Annotated in this window: 15 protein-coding genes; 4 read left to right on the top strand and 11 right to left on the bottom strand. The window is 64.9% G+C overall.

Going from position 1 to position 19,651, the window contains the following annotated elements; all coding sequences use genetic code 11:
• Positions 1–12: 12 nt before the first annotated feature.
• On the top strand, positions 13–1,197 hold the full coding sequence (locus FHJ30_RS16520) for a MarP family serine protease (protein ID WP_139030349.1): 1,185 nt from the start codon (positions 13–15) through the stop codon (positions 1,195–1,197).
• A gap of 3 nt (positions 1,198–1,200) precedes the next feature.
• Here the strand turns inward: FHJ30_RS16520 and aroQ are convergent, their stop codons facing one another.
• The 5 genes from aroQ to FHJ30_RS16495 form a co-directional block, all read right to left on the bottom strand.
• On the bottom strand, positions 1,201–1,662 hold the full coding sequence (aroQ, locus tag FHJ30_RS16515) for a type II 3-dehydroquinate dehydratase (RefSeq protein ID WP_139030348.1): 462 nt from the start codon (positions 1,660–1,662) through the stop codon (positions 1,201–1,203).
• A gap of 227 nt (positions 1,663–1,889) precedes the next feature.
• On the bottom strand, positions 1,890–4,082 hold the full coding sequence (locus FHJ30_RS16510; RefSeq protein ID WP_139030347.1) for an alpha-galactosidase: 2,193 nt from the start codon (positions 4,080–4,082) through the stop codon (positions 1,890–1,892).
• A 149-nt stretch (positions 4,083–4,231) separates the two neighbouring features.
• Entirely contained in the window at positions 4,232–5,572 is a 1,341-nt protein-coding gene (locus tag FHJ30_RS16505; RefSeq protein WP_139030346.1) for a sugar ABC transporter substrate-binding protein, read from the bottom strand.
• Positions 5,573–5,621: 49 nt separating this feature from the next.
• Positions 5,622–6,548, bottom strand: coding sequence for a carbohydrate ABC transporter permease (locus tag FHJ30_RS16500; protein WP_139030345.1), 927 nt, complete (start codon positions 6,546–6,548; stop codon positions 5,622–5,624).
• A 10-nt stretch (positions 6,549–6,558) separates the two neighbouring features.
• Entirely contained in the window at positions 6,559–7,500 is a 942-nt protein-coding gene (locus FHJ30_RS16495; RefSeq protein WP_139030344.1) for a carbohydrate ABC transporter permease, read from the bottom strand.
• A gap of 213 nt (positions 7,501–7,713) precedes the next feature.
• Between FHJ30_RS16495 and FHJ30_RS16490 the strand changes: the two genes are divergently transcribed.
• Both FHJ30_RS16490 and FHJ30_RS16485 read left to right on the top strand, forming a co-directional pair.
• Complete coding sequence (locus tag FHJ30_RS16490; RefSeq protein WP_139030343.1) at positions 7,714–8,919, top strand: Gfo/Idh/MocA family protein; 1,206 nt, start codon at positions 7,714–7,716, stop codon at positions 8,917–8,919.
• 10 nt (positions 8,920–8,929) lie between these two features.
• Complete coding sequence (locus FHJ30_RS16485; protein ID WP_139030342.1) at positions 8,930–9,994, top strand: LacI family DNA-binding transcriptional regulator; 1,065 nt, start codon at positions 8,930–8,932, stop codon at positions 9,992–9,994.
• Positions 9,995–10,072: 78 nt separating this feature from the next.
• Here the strand turns inward: FHJ30_RS16485 and FHJ30_RS16480 are convergent, their stop codons facing one another.
• From FHJ30_RS16480 to FHJ30_RS16465, 4 genes are all read right to left on the bottom strand, one after another.
• The gene (locus FHJ30_RS16480; RefSeq protein WP_139030341.1) at positions 10,073–11,404 is read right to left on the bottom strand and encodes an ABC transporter substrate-binding protein; all 1,332 of its coding nucleotides are present in this window, start codon (positions 11,402–11,404) and stop codon (positions 10,073–10,075) included.
• A gap of 88 nt (positions 11,405–11,492) precedes the next feature.
• Positions 11,493–12,326, bottom strand: coding sequence for a carbohydrate ABC transporter permease (locus FHJ30_RS16475; protein WP_139030386.1), 834 nt, complete (start codon positions 12,324–12,326; stop codon positions 11,493–11,495).
• A gap of 77 nt (positions 12,327–12,403) precedes the next feature.
• Positions 12,404–13,339: a carbohydrate ABC transporter permease gene (locus FHJ30_RS16470; RefSeq protein WP_139030340.1), complete on the bottom strand. Its 936-nt coding sequence runs from the start codon at positions 13,337–13,339 to the stop codon at positions 12,404–12,406.
• Positions 13,326–15,389 (bottom strand): beta-galactosidase, encoded by a 2,064-nt coding sequence (locus FHJ30_RS16465; RefSeq protein ID WP_139030339.1) that lies wholly within the window; start codon positions 15,387–15,389, stop codon positions 13,326–13,328. Before FHJ30_RS16465 ends, FHJ30_RS16470 begins: the two co-directional genes overlap by 14 nt.
• A gap of 209 nt (positions 15,390–15,598) precedes the next feature.
• Between FHJ30_RS16465 and FHJ30_RS16460 the strand changes: the two genes are divergently transcribed.
• A complete protein-coding gene (locus FHJ30_RS16460) occupies positions 15,599–16,615 on the top strand; it encodes a LacI family DNA-binding transcriptional regulator (RefSeq protein ID WP_139030338.1) in 1,017 nt (338 codons plus the stop codon).
• Positions 16,616–16,622: 7 nt separating this feature from the next.
• On the opposite strand, the gene FHJ30_RS16455 is transcribed toward FHJ30_RS16460, so the two are convergent.
• Together FHJ30_RS16455 and acs are read right to left on the bottom strand one after the other, a co-directional pair.
• A complete protein-coding gene (locus FHJ30_RS16455) occupies positions 16,623–17,408 on the bottom strand; it encodes a DeoR/GlpR family DNA-binding transcription regulator (protein WP_139030337.1) in 786 nt (261 codons plus the stop codon).
• Between the two features lie 101 nt (positions 17,409–17,509).
• Complete coding sequence (gene acs / locus FHJ30_RS16450) at positions 17,510–19,534, bottom strand: acetate--CoA ligase (protein ID WP_139030336.1); 2,025 nt, start codon at positions 19,532–19,534, stop codon at positions 17,510–17,512.
• Positions 19,535–19,651: the final 117 nt, after the last annotated feature.

The following is a 19,651-nucleotide window of genomic DNA, read 5'->3' as shown; positions in this document are numbered from 1 at the left end:
TAAGGAGCCTCAGTGGTCGGCTTGACTGTCCTGGACCTGGTCCTGATCCTGGCGTTGCTGTCCTATCTGGTTTACGGCCTGCGCAACGGTTTCCTGGTGACAGTCGGCGGTATTGCGGGCTTTGCTGCCGGAGCAGTGGCAGCCTTTTTTGCAGTTCCCCTGGTGAGCGGCTTTGTCCAGGACTCCGGATGGAGGCTGACCGCCATTGTGGCAGCCGCCGTCGTACTGGTGGTCCTGGGACATGGCCTGGGAACAATGGCGGGCCGGCATATCCGTGGCGCGGTGCGGATCCGGCCCCTGCGCGCGGTGGACCGCCTGATCGGCGGGGCCGTCAACGTGGTGGTTTCCGCGCTGGTGATGTCCATGCTGGCCTTCAGCATCAGCTCCCTGGGCGTGCCGCTTGTGTCCCAGCAGTTGGCTGAATCAAAGGTCATCCGCTTTATCGACGGCTTGACGCCGGACCCCGTCAAGGCCACTATGGCGCAGCTTCGCTCCACAGTGATCGGCAACGGCATTCCCACACTTCTTGAGGGCCTGGAACAGGGGCCGGCCGTGCCGGTGCCGAACGCCAGCACCGACACACCCGCCCTCAACCGCGCCGCCGGTTCCGTGCTCAGGATCGCGGGGACCGCCTACCAGTGCGGCCAGAACCAGACAGGCACCGGGTTTGTGGTTTCCACGGACCGGGTGGTCACCAACGCGCATGTTGTGGCGGGCGTGTCGGAGCCGGTGGTGGAACTGCCCGACGGCGGGGCGATGCCCGGGCGCGTCGTCTACTTCGACACCAAGCATGACCTCGCGGTGCTCGCCGTGGACAACCTCCCCGCGGATCCGCTGGCACTGAGCGCGGACCTGCCCAACGGCAGCCCCGCCGCCTTTGCCGGCTACCCCCACGGCGGCCCTTTCCAGTCCAAGCCCGCCACGGTCCAGGACATCACCACGGTGATGGTGCCTGACATCTACGGCAACAACGCGTCCCCGGAGGAGATCTACCGCCTGGCCGGGGACGTGCAGCCCGGGAACTCGGGCGGCCCGCTGCTGACCACCGGGGGGCAAGTGGCAGGGGTGATCTTCGCCAAGGCCACCTCGGACACGGACATGGGATTTGCCATCACCATGGATGACCTGAACCCCGTGGCCACACAGGCGGCGTCGTTGAGTGCCCCCGTGTCTGCCGGGCAGTGCATCCAGAAGTAGCGGCTAGAGGACTTCGGCCAGGTAGTCGATGGCCAGCCTGTAGCCGGTCACCCCGGCGCCCACGATGACCGCGGAGCAGACCGGGGACAGGAACGAGTGGTGCCGGAATTCTTCCCGCTGGTGCACATTGGTGATGTGGACTTCGACGGCGGGGAGCTGCACGGCAGCGAGGGCGTCGCGCAGGGCTACTGAGGTGTGGGTGAAGGCCCCCGCGTTGATGACGATGCCCGCGGCGTTGCTCCGGGCGGCGTGAATAACGTCGAGCAGGACGCCTTCATGGTTGGACTGGACGCATTCGGCCGTAAAGCCGTGGGCCTCGGCGGCTGCCGCCGCCAACTGCTCCACATCCGCCAGCGTGGAGGTGCCGTACTTTTCCGGCTCGCGGGTGCCCAACAGGTTCAGGTTGGGTCCATTGATCACCAGGATGGTGCGGCGGGCGGCAGGGTCGGTGGAGGCTTCATTCATGGATGACAATCTATCGGCTGGCTTTGGGCGCCGCGCATTCTTACGTCCGCTCCCCATCGATTGGTCCCCACCGGCCCCCTAGCCTCGCAAGCTCCGCCAGGGAACCCTGCCCTAGCAAGCTCGGGCCGGGGCCCTCGCCGGGGCGGCTCCACGGCCAGGGAACCCTGCCGGCGTGGGCCTGCGCGTATGAAGCGTGAAAACGACACCTGCGGAGCAATCGATGGTTCCTAAAGCGCGGTGAACTTCACCAGCAGCGCGTGCTCGGGGTTCAGGTTGGGCATGGGCAGGCCCACCTCGGCGAAGAAGCGTCCGGTTGCCACCGCTCCGTCCGCCAGCCAGGCCGGCGGCTGCACCTGGATGTACGTGTGGCCGTAATCGGCGTCGTCCGGGGTGGGGAAGATTGCTTCTGCGCTGTAGCTCCGGTCTGGGTCCAGCCCGGGGATGCCCAGCCGGCCCGGCACCTCGGCAGCGGAGGTGCGGGTGCTCACCAGGGCGAACAGGCCCGCCGTCGTGCCTTCGACCGCAGGCGCCTCCGTGACGACGCCGTGCAGCAGCAGGGCGTCGCCGGCAACGTCCGCGTGGACGCGGCGGCCGCTGTGGATCAGTCCGCGGTGTTCCTTGAACAGGGCGATGAAGCGCTTGAGTTCTTCACGCTCAGCACCGGTGACCTGCCGGACATCCCATTCCATGCCGAAATGGCCGAACAGCGCGGAAATGGCGCGGAAGGAGAGATCGTGCGTGCGGGCGGTGGTGTGCGAGGTGGTGGGGCCGATGTGGCTGCCCACCAGTTCCGGCGGGACCACCGCGCCGGTCCAGCGCTGGATGCTCTGCCGCTCCAGCGCATCGTTGCAGTCGGAGCCCCAGATCCGGTCCGTCCGCTCCAGGATCCCCAGGTCCACGCGTGCCCCACCGGAGGAGCAGGATTCGATTTCGACGCCGGGATGTGCTTTGCGGAGCTCGTCGAACAGCCGGTAGGCGGCCAGGGTCTGCTCATGGACCGAGGAGCGGCCGGCATGGCCATGCTCGATGAGGTCCCGGTTCTGGTCCCACTTCAGGTAGCTGATGTTGTTTTCGCTGAGGAGCGCATCGATACGGCTGAAGATGTACTGCCACGCTTCGGGGTTTACCAGGTCGATGATGTGCTGGTTGCGCCATTCCAGGGGAAGGCGCCCGCCGTCCTTGTGGTGGACGGCTGACGGGCCAACAATCCAGTCCGGATGTGCCCGGGCAATGTCCGAATCCAGGTTGACCATTTCCGGCTCCACCCAGAGCCCGAACTCCATGCCGCGCGAGGTGACGGCCTCGATGAGCGGCGTCAGCCCCTTGGGCCACAGGCTTTCATCCACGTACCAGTCGCCGAGGCCGGCGTGGTCGTCGCGGCGGCCGCGGAACCAGCCGTCGTCGAGTACGAAGCGCTCCACGCCAAGATCGGCGGCGGACTCGGCCAGCTCAATCAGCGTGTCCAGGTTGTGGTCAAAGTAGACGGCCTCCCAGGTGTTGAGCACCACCGGGCGCGGCTTTCCGGCGGGTTGGCCCGTGGAAGCGGCGGGGAGCACGTGGTGCGGCCGGGACCGGAACCAGCTGTAGAAGGCTTCGGTGACCCCGTCCAGTCCCTTGTCAGAGTAGGCGGCGAACAGGGCGGGCGTTGTGTAGCTGCCGCCTGCCTGAAGGATGACCTCGGCAGGGCCCAAAAGCTCTGAACCGCCAATCATGGTTCGGCCATCACCGATGGTGTCGGCAAACTGCTCGTGGTTGCCGCTCCATGCCAGGTGCGTTGCCCAGACTTTGCCATGCCGGTTTCCAAAGCCGGCCGTGCCGGCGGCGAACAGCAGGGAGGAGTCGTGCCCGGTGCGGCCGTGCCGGCCGGTCCTGACCCACGTCCCCTGCTGGATGGCCCGGCGCTGCGGGTGGCGTTCGCGGCACCAGCGGCCGGTGAGGTCGAGGAGTTCGACGGCGTCAGGCGCCACCGGGAGGACGGTCGCCAGTTCGTCGAGCTGGTAAGGGGTGGTGCCGTCGTTGGTGACGGTGTGCCGCAGCTCCAGCAGGCCGCCGTCGTGCAGGGAAAGGGCGGATTCCACCGTGAGCCCGGCATCAGGATCCGACTGGACGATGGTGGCAGACCCGCCGGCGACGCTGGCCGTGACAACGCGGAGTCGGGGCGAGAAATCAAGTCCGGAGACGCCGTCGGCCGTCCTGGAACCGCGCAGGGCGGCCCTGCCGCGCCACGACGACGAAGCCTGGGGGAGGAGGCCCGCCGGAACGCGCGCGTCGATGGCGGAGTGGGGGACCGGGGCGGTGAGGATGGCCAGGTCCGGCAAGGTGGTGCCCAGGTCCGCACCCCAATGGATGACCTCGGCCTCTCCGCTGTCGAAGCTGATCACCAGGCTGGTGCCGGCGGAACGGAGGTGGAGGGGGTCCATAAGATCTCTTTCAGTGTTGATTCGTGCGTGTAGACCCGGAAGCGTGGGTCATCAGTCCAGTGGGTGGTGGATGCCGCCGCCGCGAGGAGGGGCGGCGGCATCCAGCCGGGTGGTGGCTGCGACCATATAGGCAGCCACGGATTCGGGGCCTACTTGAAGAGGGCGTTGACCTGTTCGTTGGCCTGGGTGAGGGAGCTCGCCGGCGCCTTGCCGGAAACCACGGCGTCCATGGCCGGCTCCATGATGCCCTTGACCTTGGCGGTGTTGTCCGTGATCGGGTACAGGAAGGTGGTCTTGTTCTTGACGTGCTCGGTGAAGGCGGTGACGTCCACGCCCTTGGCCTTGAAGGCTTCTTCGGCCTTCTCCGACGAGGCCTTCAAAGCCGGGAAGACGACCGCCTTGGAGGCGACGACGTCCTGGCAGTCAGCAGAGGCAAGGTACTCCACCCACTTGATGGACGCGTCCTTCTTCTTGGTGCCCGCCCAGATGGAATCAGCCAGGCCGTTGAACATGGAGGCGCGCTCGCCTTCGGGGCCAATAGGGGTGGGCGCGATGCCCACCTCGATGCCCTTGTAGCCGGTGTACTGCCCGATCATCCACGAGCCGTGGGCGTTGATGGCGGACTTGCCGGCAGCAAAGGTGTCGGCCATGGCCGCACCGACGGTGGTCTCCAGCTTGGGCATGTAGCCCTTGTCGGCCAGCCCGGCGAACCACTCCATGCTTGCCTGGAACTTGGGGTCGTCATAGTTGTAGTGGGTGCCCCACGGGTTCTTGTCCGTGTGGGACCAGCCGGTGGTGTTGGTGAGGTAGCTCCACTCGGTCTGGCCCGAGGAGTCGCCCCCGCCGTTCAGGCCCAGCCCGTAGACCTCCACGTTGTTCTTGTCGAAGCCGGGCTCGTCGCCGCGCTTGCCGCTCTTGTCCACGGTGAGGTGTGCGATGACCTTCTCGTAGCTGCCGCCGTCCTCCGGGTTCCAGGTGAGGTCCTTCATCTGGTCCTCGCTGACCCCGGCGCCGGCGAGCATGGCCTTGTTATAGAAGAGGCCGATGGTGTCCCAGTCCTTCGGCAGGCCGTAGCGCTTGCCGTCCTGGCCCACCCAGAGGTCGGCGAGGCCTTCGTTGTAGGCGGTCAGCTCGATGTTGTCCTTCTGCACGGCGTCGTCGATGGCCAGCAGCTGCTTGTTTTCTGCCAGTTCGCCGTAGCGTCCCAGGTGGTTGGTGAACACGTCCGGTGCGGTGCCGCCAACAAAGCCGTTGGTGAGGGTGCTCCAGTAGTCGTCCCAGCCGCGCTGGGTGATCTTGACCTTGATGTCCGGGTTGGCCTTGGTGAAGTCGTCGGCGCACTGCTGGTAGGCGGGGAGCTGGTTGGCGTCCCAGAGCCAGTAGCTGATCTCGCCCTTGGCTGATTCTGCCGAGGAGGAGGATCCGCTGCAGGCGGACAGGGAGAGTGCCACAGCTGCGGCAACGGCAACGGCGCCGAGGGATTTCTTCATGGTTCTACTTTCCTTTTGGGGATGGGAGGGGAGGCGGGGAATGGGGTTCTTATTTGATGCCGGAGAAGCCGATGGAGTTGACGATTTTCTTGCCGAAGGCGGCGAAGAGGATCAGGACGGGGAGGGCCGAAATGAGGGTCGCCGCCATCAGGCCGGACCAGTCCGGCGCGCCCTGCGGGGACTGCGACTTGAAGACGCCGAGGCCAACCTGCAGCACGCGGACGTCGTCCTGGGAACCGACCAGGAGCGGCCAGAAGTATTCGTTCCACTGGCCGATGAATGTAAGGAGCGCCAGTGTGGCAATCGGGGCGGCGGCGTTGGGAAGCACAATCTGGAAGAAAATGCGCAGGTGCTTGGCGCCGTCGAGCATGGCCGCCTCTTCCACCTCCCTGGACATGTTCAGGAAGAACTGGCGGAGGAAGAAGATGGCAAACGGCGTCATGAAGACGTACGGCAGGACCATTCCCAGCATGGTGTTGAGCAGGTCCAGGTTCTTGATCAGCAGGAAGTTGGGCAGGGCGGTGAAGATCGGCGGGACCAGCATGGTGCCAAGGAAGAGGCTGAAGACGGCGTTCCGGCCCTTCCAACGCAGCCGGGCAAAGGCATAGGCGGCCATCGCACTGAAGAACACTGCGCCTGCTGTGGTGATCGAGGAGAAGACGATGGAGTTGCGCAGGTAGAGCCAGAAGTCGATGGCTGCGCCGGAGCCGCCTTCCGCCACCGCCTCAGCCGGTGACTGCAGGCCAAAAACCCGTTTGAAGGCCCCGAAGGTGAATTCTGCCGGCAAGAGGCTGGTGGCGTTGGTGGCCAGGGCGTTGTTGGTGGACAGCGCCGTGCGCAGGACCCAGAGGAAAGGAAGGACTGAGACTGCGATGGCGAGGACCAGGAGGACCCAGGCGCCTGCGCGGCGGACGTTGAAGGGCCGACGGCGGCGGGTTGCGGCTGGCAGCGGCGCACGGTTTGTGGTGGTAGTCATGGAGGACTCCTTAGTCCAGGTCCGACTCGTTGCCCTTGAGGAACTTCATCTGGATGAAGGCCACCAGGGCGAGGATGAGGAAGAGAATGACGGCGATGGCGGATCCGTAGCCGAAGTCCGACTCGGTGAAGGCCCGCTGGTAGATGTAGTACTGGATCACGCGGGTGGCGTTCACCGGCCCGCCGGCTGTGGTGACGGCAACGGTGTCGAATACCTGGAAGGAACCAACCACCGTGACAACCAGGACGAGGACCAGCACAGGCCGCAGCAGCGGAATGGTGATTTTGGTAAAGGTCTGGAACGGGGTCGCGCCGTCCAGCTTCGCCACCTCATACACGTGGCCGGGGATAGCCTGCAGGCCGGCAAAGATCAGCAGCGCGGTGTAACCCATGTGCCGCCATGTGTTGATCAGCGCCTGGGTGGGGATGGCCCATTCTTCACTGCCAAAGAAGGCCACGCGGGACAGCCCGGCCCACTCGATGAACTGGTTGACCACGCCGATCTGGTAATCGAGCATCCAGAACCACAGCAGTGCCGCTATGACGTTGGACATCAGGTACGGCAGCAGCAGGGCTCCACGGATGATGGTGGACTTGGCCACCTGGTGCATCAGGAGTGCCAGGCCCAGGGCGAGGGCCGTTTGGAGGACGATGTTCAGGAAAACGTACTGTCCGGTGACAGCCAGGGAGTTCCAGAAGAGGGGATCCTTGGCGATGGCGGTGTAATTCCCCATCCCCACCCATTCCGGGTCTCCGAGGATGTTGTATTCGGTGAAGCTGAGGTACACGCCGCGAATCGTCGGGACAACGTAGAAGACGATGAACCCGATCATCGCCGGAGCAATGAAGAGCAGGGCGATCTTCAGATCACCCAGCCGGCGGTTTCCGCCGGATGGGCGTGGGCCGCCCGACGTGGATGGTGTTGGTCTCGCGTGCTTGGCAAGGGTGGTCATCGTCGACCCTTTCCTGACTGTGATGTGGATAACAACTCGAGAAGCAATCTACACGAGTAGATCAGCTGACGGCAAGAGCCAATTTTTTGTTCTCCCGAATGGGTTTTAGTCCATTCGCTGGGTTGTTGACTCGAGTAGAAAGCGATGAAACACTGGGAAGCCGCACGGAGAGCGCTTGCCGCGCCACTCCCAAGACTCCTTGAAAGGCAGACGATGACGTTTTCAATTGGCGTGGTGGGAGTAGGCCAGTTCGGCGCACAGTTCGCACACCTGTTCAACCTCCACCCGGGCGTCAGCAGCGTCTTCGCCGTCGACGACGTTCCCCGCCGCGCCGCCGAGGCCGTGGAGCGATACCGCTTGGCCAGCACGATGGCGACTTTCGAGGACCTCCTGGCCTCCGACGTCGACGCCGTGGCGGTCTTCACGCAGCGCTGGACCCATGGTCCGCTCGTGGAGCAGGCGCTCCGGGCGGGCAAGCACGTCTATTCGGCTGTTCCCATGGCCATTTCGGAAGAGGAAATAGCGCGGATCATCGAGGCCGTCCGGGAAACCGGCCTGGTGTACATGATGGGTGAGACCAGCTACTACAACCCGGCCACGGTGTACGCGCGGAACCAACATGCTGCCGGCAAGTTCGGCCGGATCTTCTATTCCGAAGGGGACTACGTCCACGACATGGATCTGGGCTTCTACGAGGCGTACCAGTACAGCGGCGGCGACCGCTGGAAGGAAACCGCCAGCTACCCGCCCATGCTGTACCCCACCCACGCTGTGGGCGGCGTGCTGGGAGCAGTCCCGGCGCACGCAGTCAGCGTCAGCTGTGTGGGCGTCAGGGATGACCGCAACGACGGTGTTTTTGACAAGGACGTCAGCATGTTCGGCAACGACTTCTCCAACGCCACCGCGCTGTTTGAGCTGAACGACGGCGGGGTAATGCGCACCAACGAGATGCGCCGGGTGGGCTACCCCTCCCACATCCGCGAGTCACGGTTCCGGTTCTTCGGAACGGAGGCCAGCTTCGAGCAGCTCGCCAAGGTGTCCGTCTGGCAGGACAAGCAGAACGTCCACGACATCTCCGAACAGATGGAGACGCGGCCCAGCATCCCCCTCGATGACCCCTCGCTGGCGAACGTTGCACCAGAACTGAGGGACGCCTTCGTCTCCGGCCTGGCCCCGGTCCATGATCCCGGGCGGCTTCCGGAGGAGTTCCTGGGCGCGCCCAACGGCCACGAGGGCAGCCACCATTTCCTGGTGGACGACTTCGTGACTGCGGTCAACAACGGCACCCTGCCTCCGGTGAACGCCTGGGTGGCCGCCCGCTTCACCCTTCCCGGGATCGTTGCCCACCAGTCCGCCCTCAACAACGGCGAACGGCTCCCCATCCGTGACTTTGGCGATGCGCCGGGTACGGGTACCTAATATGGACAGCATGACTACTCCGGCAGTACAGGCCGCGCGAGGCGGCCCCGTGACCCGCAAGGATGTTGCGCGCTATGCCGGCGTAAGCACCGCCGTCGTCAGCTATGTGGTCAACGGCGGACCCAAGAAAGTGGCCCCGGCCACCGAAGCGAAGGTCCAGGATGCCATCCGTGTCCTGGGCTACCGCCCCAACGCGGCGGCCCGCGCGCTCAAGCTGGGCTCCAGCGAGACACTCGGACTGGTTATCCCGGACAACAGCAACCCGTTCTTCTCGCAGTTCGCCCACGCTGTTGAGGACGCCGCCGCGGAGCGCGGCTACGCACTGGTGCTCAGCAATTCCGACGGGAACCTCGCCAAGGAGCGCCGAAACGTGCGCAACCTGGCTGCCCGCCAGGTGGACGGCGTCCTGCTGGCCAGCGTCCTTTTTGAACCGGACCTTGAGGTACTGGAAACGGCAGACATCCCGGCGGTCCTTCTGAACCAGGAGCGGGACGCCCCGGGGTTCAACAGTATTGGCGTGGACCTGGCCGAGGGGGCGCGGATGGCCGTGGAACACCTCATCGGCCATGGCCATACCAACATCGGGCTGGCCATGGGCACCAACGTATCCGGCAGCCTCGATGGCCGCGAGGTGGGCTGGCGCCAGGCTTTGCAGGCTGCCGGTCTGCCGGAGGGGCCCATCGTCTACAGCGGATTCACGTGGCCCGGGGGTTACCTCGCGGGCCAGCGCCTGATTGCCTCGGTGAACCGGCCGACTGCCATCTTTGCCACCTCGGACACACAGGCAGTGGGCCTGTTGCGGGCGGTGCATGAGGCGGGCTTGGATGTTCCAGGTGAGATAGCCGTAGTGTCCTTCGACGGTTCCATCGAAGCCGAGTACTCGTGGCCGCCGCTCACCACCGTGGAGCAGCCCGTAGCCGCCATGGCCGAAGCGGCGGTTGCCGCTCTGGTGGGGGCAACCCGCGGGGAGACGCCACGGCACCGGATTTTCCCCACGAAACTTCAGATCAGGCAGTCCTGCGGCTGCCCTTGGACGCCATCCGAGGGTGGTTCCCCGGGACACGTAAATCCTTAAATGGCCTGGGCCATCACCTCCGCCGGCAGCGGAAGTGATGGCCCAGTTGTTTCAGGAAGCCATGTTTTGACGCTGGGGCTATTCCTTGACGGGGATCGACTGGGACTTGAGGGAATCGATGGTCTTCTTTTCGCCGTTCTTGAGCGCATCCAGAAGGGTGCCGTTGCCTCCTACGGCCTTGCCGAAACCATCAGAGACGTCGGTGTAGGTCTGGGTCATGGTGGGGCCCCAGGTGAAGTTGGGATCGACGTTTGATGATGCCTCGGCGAAAACTTCGTAGATCTTCTGGCCGCCGAAGTAGTCCACGCCGCCGGTGAACGCAGCGAGGTCCTTGGCCGACTTCGCAGCCGGGTAGAGCCCGCCGAGTTCATTGGCCAGTGCCAGGGCTTCAGGATCCGTGTTCAACCACAGAGCGAATTTTGATGCCTCGTAGGGGTGCTTGGAGCCCTTCAGGACTGCGGTGGAGGAACCGCCCCAGTTGCCGGCGGGCTTTCCACCGTCTTCCCACTGAGGCATCGGGGCGACAGCCCACTTGCCGGCGGTATCTGGGGCACCGCTGGCCAGCGTTGAGGCGCCCCAGACCGCGGAGACCCAGGTCCACTGCTGACCGGTATTGAACGAGGCATTCCACTCATCGGAGAAGGACGGCAGCGTGGATACCTGGTTCTTGTCCAGCAGGTCCTGCCAGTAGTTCGCCACCTTCTCGGATTCGGCGCCGGTCAGGTTGACCTCCCACTGGTCGTTGGCGCTTGAAAACCACTGCCCGCCTGCCTGCCATACGTTGCCGGCGAACCAGTTGACATCGCTGCGGGGGAAATTGGTGATGTACGAACCGCGGGCTCTAATCTGCTCGGCAGCCGCGGCGTATTCGTCCCAGGTGGTGGGAACCTTGATGCCTGCCTCCTTGAAGAGATCCGCCCGGTAGAACATCGCCATCGGTCCGCTGTCCTGCGGGATGGCATAGACGGAGCCTTCCTCGCCGAAGCTGACCTGGCCCCACGTCCAGTCAACGAACTTGTCCCGGGCGTCGGACACTCCTTCGCAGGCGGCGATGTTCTCAAGGCCGTCCTGGACGCGGAAGTTGGGCAGGGCGTCGTATTCGATCTGGCCGAGGTCCGGGGCGTTGCCGGCCTGCAGCTGGTTGAAGAAGTTCTGGTACGTGCCGGAGTTGCCGTTGGGGCCGGTCTGTACCTTGACCTGGATATTTTCGTTTTCCTTGTTCCACAGATCCACCACCTTTTCCATGCCGGGGACCCAGGTGGTAAAGGTCAGCTCGACCGGACCGGATGAGGGTTCGCAGGATCCGGCGGCCTTGGTTTCCGTGGTGCCTCCGCCGCCTGAGCAGCCGGCGAGGGCCAGCGCTGAAACAATGGCAAAGGCGGCAGTGGCTTTTCCGTAATGCGCGCGCATTTCTATTCCTATCAATGGGGGTGTACCGGGTCAGTGGGGGTGTACCGGGCGGGAGCCGCGGGACGCGTTGGGTGGGAAGGGGAGCGGGCTATTTGACGCTTCCGGCGCCAAGTCCGCTGCTCCAGAAGCGCTGAAGCGCAAGGAACGTTCCGATAAGCGGGAGGATTGAGACAAGTGCGCCGACGATCACCAGGACGCGGAGCTCGGGAATCTGGCTGATTTGGCTGTTCCATGCGTAGAGGCCGAGCGTGACCGGAAATAGGACCTGGTCGCGGAGCATAATCAGGGGCAGGAAGAAGTTGTTCCAGATTGCGACGAACTGGAACAGGAAGATGGTCACCAGCGCCGGGGCCATGAGGCGCGTTGAGACCGTGAAGAACGTCCTGGCTTCGGAGGACCCGTCGAGCCGCGCAGCTTCCAGGAGCTCGGTGGGGACGCTGGCCGCGGCATAGATGCGGGCAAGGTACACGCCGAAGGGGCTGACCAGGCTCGGAAGGAAGACGGCCCACAGGGTGTTGGTCAGCTTCACTTCGCTGAAGATCAGGAACAGCGGGAGCGCCAGGGCTGTCGCCGGGACCAGGACCCCGCTGAGCACGATGTTGAAGAGGGCTTCCCGGCCACGGAACTCGTATTTGGCCAGGGCATAGCCGCACATGGCCGCGATGACGGTGCCCAGGAGGGCGCCTACCCCCGCGTAAAGGGCGCTGTTGGCGAGCCAGCGCCCGAAAACCCCGTCACTGTAAGTGAAGAGATCCCCGAGGTTGTCCATGAATGTGGGAAAAGAATCCATAGTGAACCACAGCGGTGCGGTGCTGGTGATCTCTCCACCCGTCTTGGACGAAGACACCAGCAGCCACCAGATTGGGGTCAGGAAGTAGAGCGTGAAGACGCCCATGATGAGCATCGCTGCTCCGCGGGACATGACGCTGTGACGGGGCCCGCGGGCATTCGCCGCATGGGGTGCGGACGTGTTTTCTGCTGCCCTGGCCGTTGCTGTACTCACTGGGAAACCTTCCGCTGGGTTGCCTTGAGGAAGACGAAGGAAAGAACGAATGTTGCCAGCGCCAGTACCACCGAGAATGCCGCGGCCAGGTTGTAGTTCGGGACCGATGCTGTTGTGTACACAGCGAGGTTTGGTGTGAAGGTGCTGCTGATGGCCGAGCTGAAGCTGCGCAGCGTCTGGGGCTCGGCGAGCAGTTGGAGCGTGCCGATGATGGAGAACACTCCGGTGAGGATGATGGCCGGGACCACCAGCGGGATTTTGATCCGCCAGGCGATCTGGAGGTTGCTGGCGCCGTCCAGGCGGGCCGCCTCATAGATCTCCGTGGGGATGGCCAGCAGGGACGAGTAAATGATCAGCATGTTGTAGCCCACGTAGACCCAGGTCACGATGTTCGCGACCGCCCACAGCACCAGCTCTGCCGAGAGGAAATTCACCTGCGAGGTGATGGCGTCGAAGGGGGAGAGCGAGGGGGAGTACAGGAATCCCCACATGATGGCGGCGACGACGCCGGGAACCGCATAGGGGGCGAAGAACGCGAGCCGGAAGAACTTCTTGCCCTTGAGAAGAGGTGAATCGAGCAGCAGGGCGAAGAGGAGGGCAAGGCCAAGCATGATGGGCACCTGGACCACTCCAAACAAGAGCACCCGCCCCACCGATTCCCAGAATTCGCTGTTCTGGAAAACCTGTTGGTACTGCACAAACCCCCCAAAGACCTGTTGCGGCCGGCCGAACGTGCCCTTACGCTCCACCGTCAGCAGGGACTGCACCACCGCGAAAATGATGGGCACGGCATAAAAAGCAAGAAAAAGGACGCCGAACGGCGCAACGAACAGGAAGACCGCACGCCGCTGGGCGCCGCTGGTTTTGGGTTTCCGGGTCTTCGGCGCCCCCAGGGCCGATACCGGAGCGGTGCTTTGTCTAGTCACTTTCATCATCCTTTTGGCCGGCACTGAGGCCAGCGGTTTGGGGTACAGCATTGGACGTTCGGACGACGCGGACGGCGCCCGCGGGAACAACGACGGCGTGGGACACGTCCTCGCCCACAATCAGTTCATGGCCGTGGGCGGTGTACTTGTGGTCCTCTTCAGAGTGGTTGATAAGGAAGACATAGCTGTTGTCTCCACCGGAGCGGACGACGACTTCCAGGCCTGCAGGCGAGGCAAGGATGGCGATCCCCGCCTCACCTGCCGCCCTCGTTACGACGTCGCGCAGCGAGGAAGGGTCAAGGACCGTGCCGATGTACCAGGCATTGCCGGCGCCATGGCGGTTGCGAGTGACGGCGGCGGTGCCGGCGAGGTGCCCTTCGGTGAAGGACACCATCGCCTCGGCTCCTTCGAGGCGGGTTGCCTCACTCCAGAGTGAGGCAGCTGAACCGTTGTCCAGGGCCAGGGTCTTTCCGGGTGGCAGGGGGTAGAACTCCTCGGAACGGATACCCAGCAGGTCCCGGAACGCGCCCGGGTAACCTCCGGTGAACACTGTCTCGTTCTCGTCCACGATGCCGCTGAAATACGTTACGACGGCGGTGCCCCCCTTCCTGACGTAATCGGCCAGGACTGCGGACTCACTTTCCCGGACGAGATAAAGGCCGGGGACGACGGCCAGCTTGTAGCCGGCCAGGTCGGCGCCCGGGGCCACGACGTCCACCGTGATACCCGCGTCCCAGAGTGCCTTGTACATGACGTGGACCTGGTCGAGGTACCGCACATCCGAGGAGGGGTGTGACTCCTGGTCGTAGGCCCACCAAGCCTCCCAGCTGAAGACCAGGGCGGCCTCTGCCTTCACCGAAGTTCCGGCTACCTCGGCAAGTTTTTCGAGGATGCCGCCAAGTTCCAGGACTTCGCGCCAGATCCGGGAGTCTGTTCCTGCGTGGGGCAGCATCGCCGAATGGAATTTTTCACTGCCCTGGACGGATGCACGCCACTGGAAGAAGCAGAGCCCATCCGCTCCCCGCGCCAGGTGGGCCAGCGAGTTGCGAAGCATCTCACCGGGTTCCTTGGCGATATTGCGGGGCTGCCAGTTCACTGCCGACGTGGAATGCTCCATCAGCAGCCAAGGCCGGCCCTGGGCGAGTCCGCGGGTCACATCGGCAGCAAAGGCGAGTTCTGTGCCGGGAGCATCAAGCCGGTGGTCCAGGTAGTGGTCATTGGCGATGACATCCATCTGCGGGGCCCAGGACCAGTAATCCAGGTTGCGGATATGGGCTGTGACCATGAAGTTGGTGGTGACCGGAACGCTGCTGTGCTGCCGGAGGACTTCAGCTTCCGCCAGGTAGTACCCGAGCAGTTCATCGGAGCTGAAGCGATGGAAGTCGAGAACCTGCGTGGGGTTGTTCGTGGAGACGGTGGTCCTTGGGGGAAGGATCTGCTCCCAGCCCGAGTACCGCTGGGACCAGAAGGTGGTGCCCCACGCCCTGTTGAGCGCTTCCAGGGTGCCGTACCGTGCCTTGAGCCAGACACGGAAGGCCGCCGCGGACACGTCGCAATAGCAGAGCGCGTTATGGCAGCCAAGCTCGTTGGAGACATGCCACAAGCGGACGGCAGGGTGGGAGCCGTAGCGGCGGACGATCTCGCCTACGAGCCTGAGTGCGTGTTCCCTGTACCGCGGCGAACTGGGGCACCAGGCCTGGCGCCCGCCCGGCCAGGCGCGGGTCCCGGACGCCGACTGGGGCAGGATCTCCGAGTACAGGGTAGTGAGCCAGGCGGGTGTGGACGAGGTGCCCGTTCCCAGGTTGACCCCGATGTTGTTTGCTTGGAGGAGCTCCAGGACCTCGTCCAGGCGTTCAAACGAATATTCCCCTGGGGAAGGTTCCAGTTCCGCCCAGCCGAAGATATTGACGGCAACCAGGTTTACCCCGGCCTGCTTCATGAGCCGGACGTCCTCCTGCCAGGTGGCGCTGTCCCACTGTTCCGGGTTGTAGTCGCAGCCGTAGACAAGCTTTCCGTTGCCGGACAGTGCCCTAACCGGCGTTGTAGTGGGACTCAACCCTGCTCCTTTGACGTGCAGCAGACGCGCAAGCCCGGGGAGTCCCGCGGATTGGACGCTGTTGTCAGATTTTCTGTGAACGTTCCCAGAAGCGCACGCAGACTGTGATGCGCGCAATCTGGGAACGTTCACAGAGTATCGGCCACACTGCAGGGCTGTCAACGGTGTTGGAAAGATGCCGGTGGCGTCAGCTCCGCTACAGTACAGATATGTCCCTGACCCGCACCCGTGCCCGCCGCGCCACCATCAACGATGTGGCGGACGCGGCCGGGCTCTCCCGCGGAACCGTTTCCAGGGTGGTCAACGGCGAGAAGTACGTCTCCGACGAGGCCAGGCAGGCCGTGGAGGAGGCGATTGCCCGCGTAGGCTACGTCCGCAACAGCGCCGCCCGGAACCTGGTCAAGCAGGAGTCGCGGGCGATAGGCCTGATCATCCACGAGCCCCATTCCCTGCTCTTCGAGGACCCGAATATCGGCTCGATCCTGCTCGGGGCCAACGAAGTTCTTTCCAAAGCGGACTATCAGCTGGTTTCGCTCATTATCGATTCAGACCGGGACAGCCGCAGGGTGGCGGATTACCTGCGCGGCGGCCTCGTTGACGGCGCGGTCATCATCTCGGCCCGCGCCTCGGACCCCATCGCGGCAGCCGTCGCCGACATCGGGCTGCCCGCCGCCTTTGTGGGGCATCCTGACGGAAACCCGGACCTGCCGTACGCGGCCATCGACAATGTGGCGGCAGCGCGCAGCATCACACACAGGCTGTTGGAAACCGGGCGGCAGAGGGTGGGCATGATTGCCAGCGCCTTGGACCGGGATTCGGGCCGGGACCGCCTTGCCGGCTTCCGGGCGGCAATGGGCGGGCGTTTCGACCGGCGGATGCTTGTGGAATACCCGCTGTACACCTACGCCGCGGGACTGGAGGGGATGCAGGAGCTGCTGCGCCGCGATCCGGCCATCGACGGAGTATTTGCTGCATCGGATGCGGTGGCTGCCGGTGCGATGACGGCGCTTCAGGAAGCGGGCCGCCGCGTGCCTGAAGACGTGGGCATTGTGGGCTTCGACGACAGCAGCTGGGCGCTGCGGTGCAGGCCGCAGCTCTCCACCGTGCGACAGCCGGCGGACCTTCTGGGAAGCGCGGCCGCCGAACTTGTTCTGGCACAGCTGAGCGGACAGCCCAGCCCGCCGCGGGTGCTGGAAACTGTGATCATGTGGCGCGAATCCGCCTGAGCCGCGGCTAGGCGGGAGCCACCCGAAGCTTTGTGTGCTCGCCGATCAGCCGCTGCGCGTCGGGGCCCAGCCCCGGATCGCTGATGACCTCGTCCACCTCGTCCAGCGAGGCGATGGAACTGATGCCCAGCAACCCCCACTTGGTATGGTCCGCCAGCACCACGGTTTTGCGTGCCGCCGCCACGAAAGCCCGGTCGGTCTCGGCCTCCAGCAGGTTGGGGGTGGTAAAGCCGGCGTCGGCGTCCATCCCGTGCACGCCCAGGAACAGTACGTCCAGGTGCAGCTGCTTCAGCGCAGCGGTGGCAATAGGGCCCACCAGGGCGTCCGACGGCGTGCGCTCGCCGCCTATCAGGATCACAGTGGAGCTGTACCGGGCGGAGCCTGCCGTGGCCGCATGATGGAACAGGTCCGCAATGCGTACCGAGTTGGTGACAACCGTGATCTGTGGCCCGTTGACCAGTTCGTTGGCCAGGGCCCAGGTGGTGGTTCCGGCGCTGAGCCCCACCGCCATGCCTTCCTGGACCAGCGTTGCCGCCTCCACGGCAATGGCACGCTTCTCCGCGGTCAGCTGCGTGGACTTGAGGTCGAATCCGGGCTCGTGGGTGCTGGTGTCGCCGGGAATTTTGGCGCCGCCGTGGATCCGCTCCAGCCGGCCGCCCTCCTCTAGGACCTCAATGTCGCGGCGGACCGTCATCAGGGACACACCCAGCTGCTGGGCCAGGTCCGACACCCGGACAACCCGCTCCCGCTGGAGAGCGTCCAAAATAGCCTGGTGGCGGGCGACGGCGAGCATCGTAGGAGATCCTTCACTAGGCGGTGGGGCTGGTCCCAGCATACGACGACGGCGACGCCAGGCTGTGAGCCAGGCGCCGCCGTCGTGCGTTGATGCTCTACCTATTTCCTGAGGGACGCCGCGATCTGCTGCATGATGGTGGGGTCCGAGAGGGTGGTGGCGTCGCCCGGGTCGCGGCCTTCGGCGACGTCCTTGAGCAGGCGCCGCATGATCTTCCCCGAGCGCGTCTTGGGCAGTTCCGGGACCACCAGGATGGCCTTCGGCTTGGCGATGGGCCCGATTTCCTTGCCCACGTGGTTCCGGAGTTCCTGGACAATGGCGTCGCCGGAGTCAATGGCGTCGCCGCGGAGGATGACGAACGCGACGACGGCTTGGCCGGTGGTCTCGTCCGCAGCGCCCACGACGGCGGCCTCAGCCACGGCGGGGTGGGACACCAGTGCGGACTCGATCTCCGTGGTGGAGAGCCGGTGCCCGGAGACGTTCATGACGTCGTCCACGCGGCCCAGGAGCCAGATGTCGCCGTCCTCGTCCTTCTTGGCGCCGTCCCCGGCGAAGTACATGGTCTCGAAGCGGGACCAGTAGGTGTCCTTGAACCGTTCCGGGTCGCCCCAGATGCCGCGGAGCATGGCCGGCCAGGGTTCGCGGATGACCAGGAAGCCGCCGTGGCCGTTGGGTACGGATTCGCCCATCTCGTCGACGACGTCCACTGCGATCCCGGGCAGCGGCACCTGCGCGGAGCCCGGTTTGGCGGCCGTAACGCCGGGGAGGGGAGCAATCATCTGCGCGCCGGTTTCGGTCTGCCACCAGGTGTCAACAATGGGGGCCTTGTCCCCACCGATGACCTTCCGGTACCACATCCAGGCTTCGGGGTTGATGGGTTCCCCAACGGAGCCGAGGACGCGCAGGGAGGAGAGATCGTACTTGTCCGGGATCTCCCGGCCCCACTTCATGAACGTGCGGATCGCGGTGGGGGCGGTGTAGAGGATGGAGACCTTGTACTTCTCGACGATCTCCCACCAGCGGCCCTGGTGCGGAGAATCAGGGGTGCCCTCGTACATGACCTGGGTGGCACCGTTGATGAGTGGTGCGTAGGCGACGTAGGAGTGGCCGGTGACCCAGCCGACGTCGGCCGTGCACCAGTACACGTCCGTCTCCGGGTGCAGGTCGAAGACTGCCTTGTGCGTGTAGGCCGTCTGGGTGAGGTACCCGCCGGTGGTGTGGAGGATGCCCTTAGGCTTCCCGGTGGTGCCGGAGGTGTACAGGATGAACAGCGGGTGCTCGGAGTCATGCCCGACGGCGGTGTGCTGGTTGGAGGCGGCTTCCACCGTGTCCGCCCACCAGTGGTCCCGGCCCTCGTGCCAGTCCACGTCCTGGCCGTTGCGCTTGACCACCACCACGTTCTGGACGGTGTGGCCGTCCTTTGCGAGGGCCTCATCCACCGCAGGCTTCAACGCGCTGGGCTTGCCGCGGCGGTAGGTGCCGTCCGCCGTGACCACGAGCTTGGCCTCGGCGTCGTCGATGCGGGAGCGGAGGGCGTCCGCGGAGAAGCCGCCGAAGACCACGGAGTGCACGGCACCGATGCGCGCGCAGGCCAGCAGGGTGATGACGGCTTCGGGGATCATGGGCAGGTAGACGGCCACCCGGTCGCCCTTGCCCACGCCGAGGGACTCGAAGGCGTTGGCTGCCTTTTTCACCTCTTCGGTGAGCTGCGCGTAGGTGTAGGTGCTGGTGTCTCCGGGTTCGCCCTCGAAGTAGATGGCCACCCGGTCGCCCAGTCCGTTCTCAACGTGCCGGTCCAGCGCGTTGTAGGCGGCGTTGACCTCCCCGCCCACAAACCACTTGGCGAACGGCGGGTTGGACCAGTCCAGCGCCTGGTCAAAGTCCTTGCTCCAGGTCAGGAGCTCGCGCGCCTTCTTCGCCCAAAAGGCGGGACGGTCGGCGCCGGCCTCGTCATACTCCGCGGCGGTCACGACGGCGTTCGCGGCAAACTCCGGCGTAGGCGGAAAGGCGCGGGTCTCATGCAGCAGGTTTTCGAAGGCGTCGCCCTGCTCTTCGCTCCCGTGGGGCACCTGCTGCCCTGCAGCTGCGGCAGGGGTGGCAACGGCGCTTGAAGTGTCCTGGGACATGTGAACCTCATCATTCATCGATCTTTGCTGGGCGGGATGTCCGCCGGCCGTCCGGGCTCCGCCGCCTGCACGACGTCGGGCACCGGCTGGTCGCGGACATTCCGCAAAGAGCTGTTC

This window comes from Arthrobacter sp. BB-1 (genome assembly GCF_006151685.1).
Lineage (GTDB): Bacteria > Actinomycetota > Actinomycetes > Actinomycetales > Micrococcaceae > Arthrobacter.
Note: the sequence above shows the minus strand (reverse complement) of the source record. Positions and strands in the feature narration are given on the sequence as shown.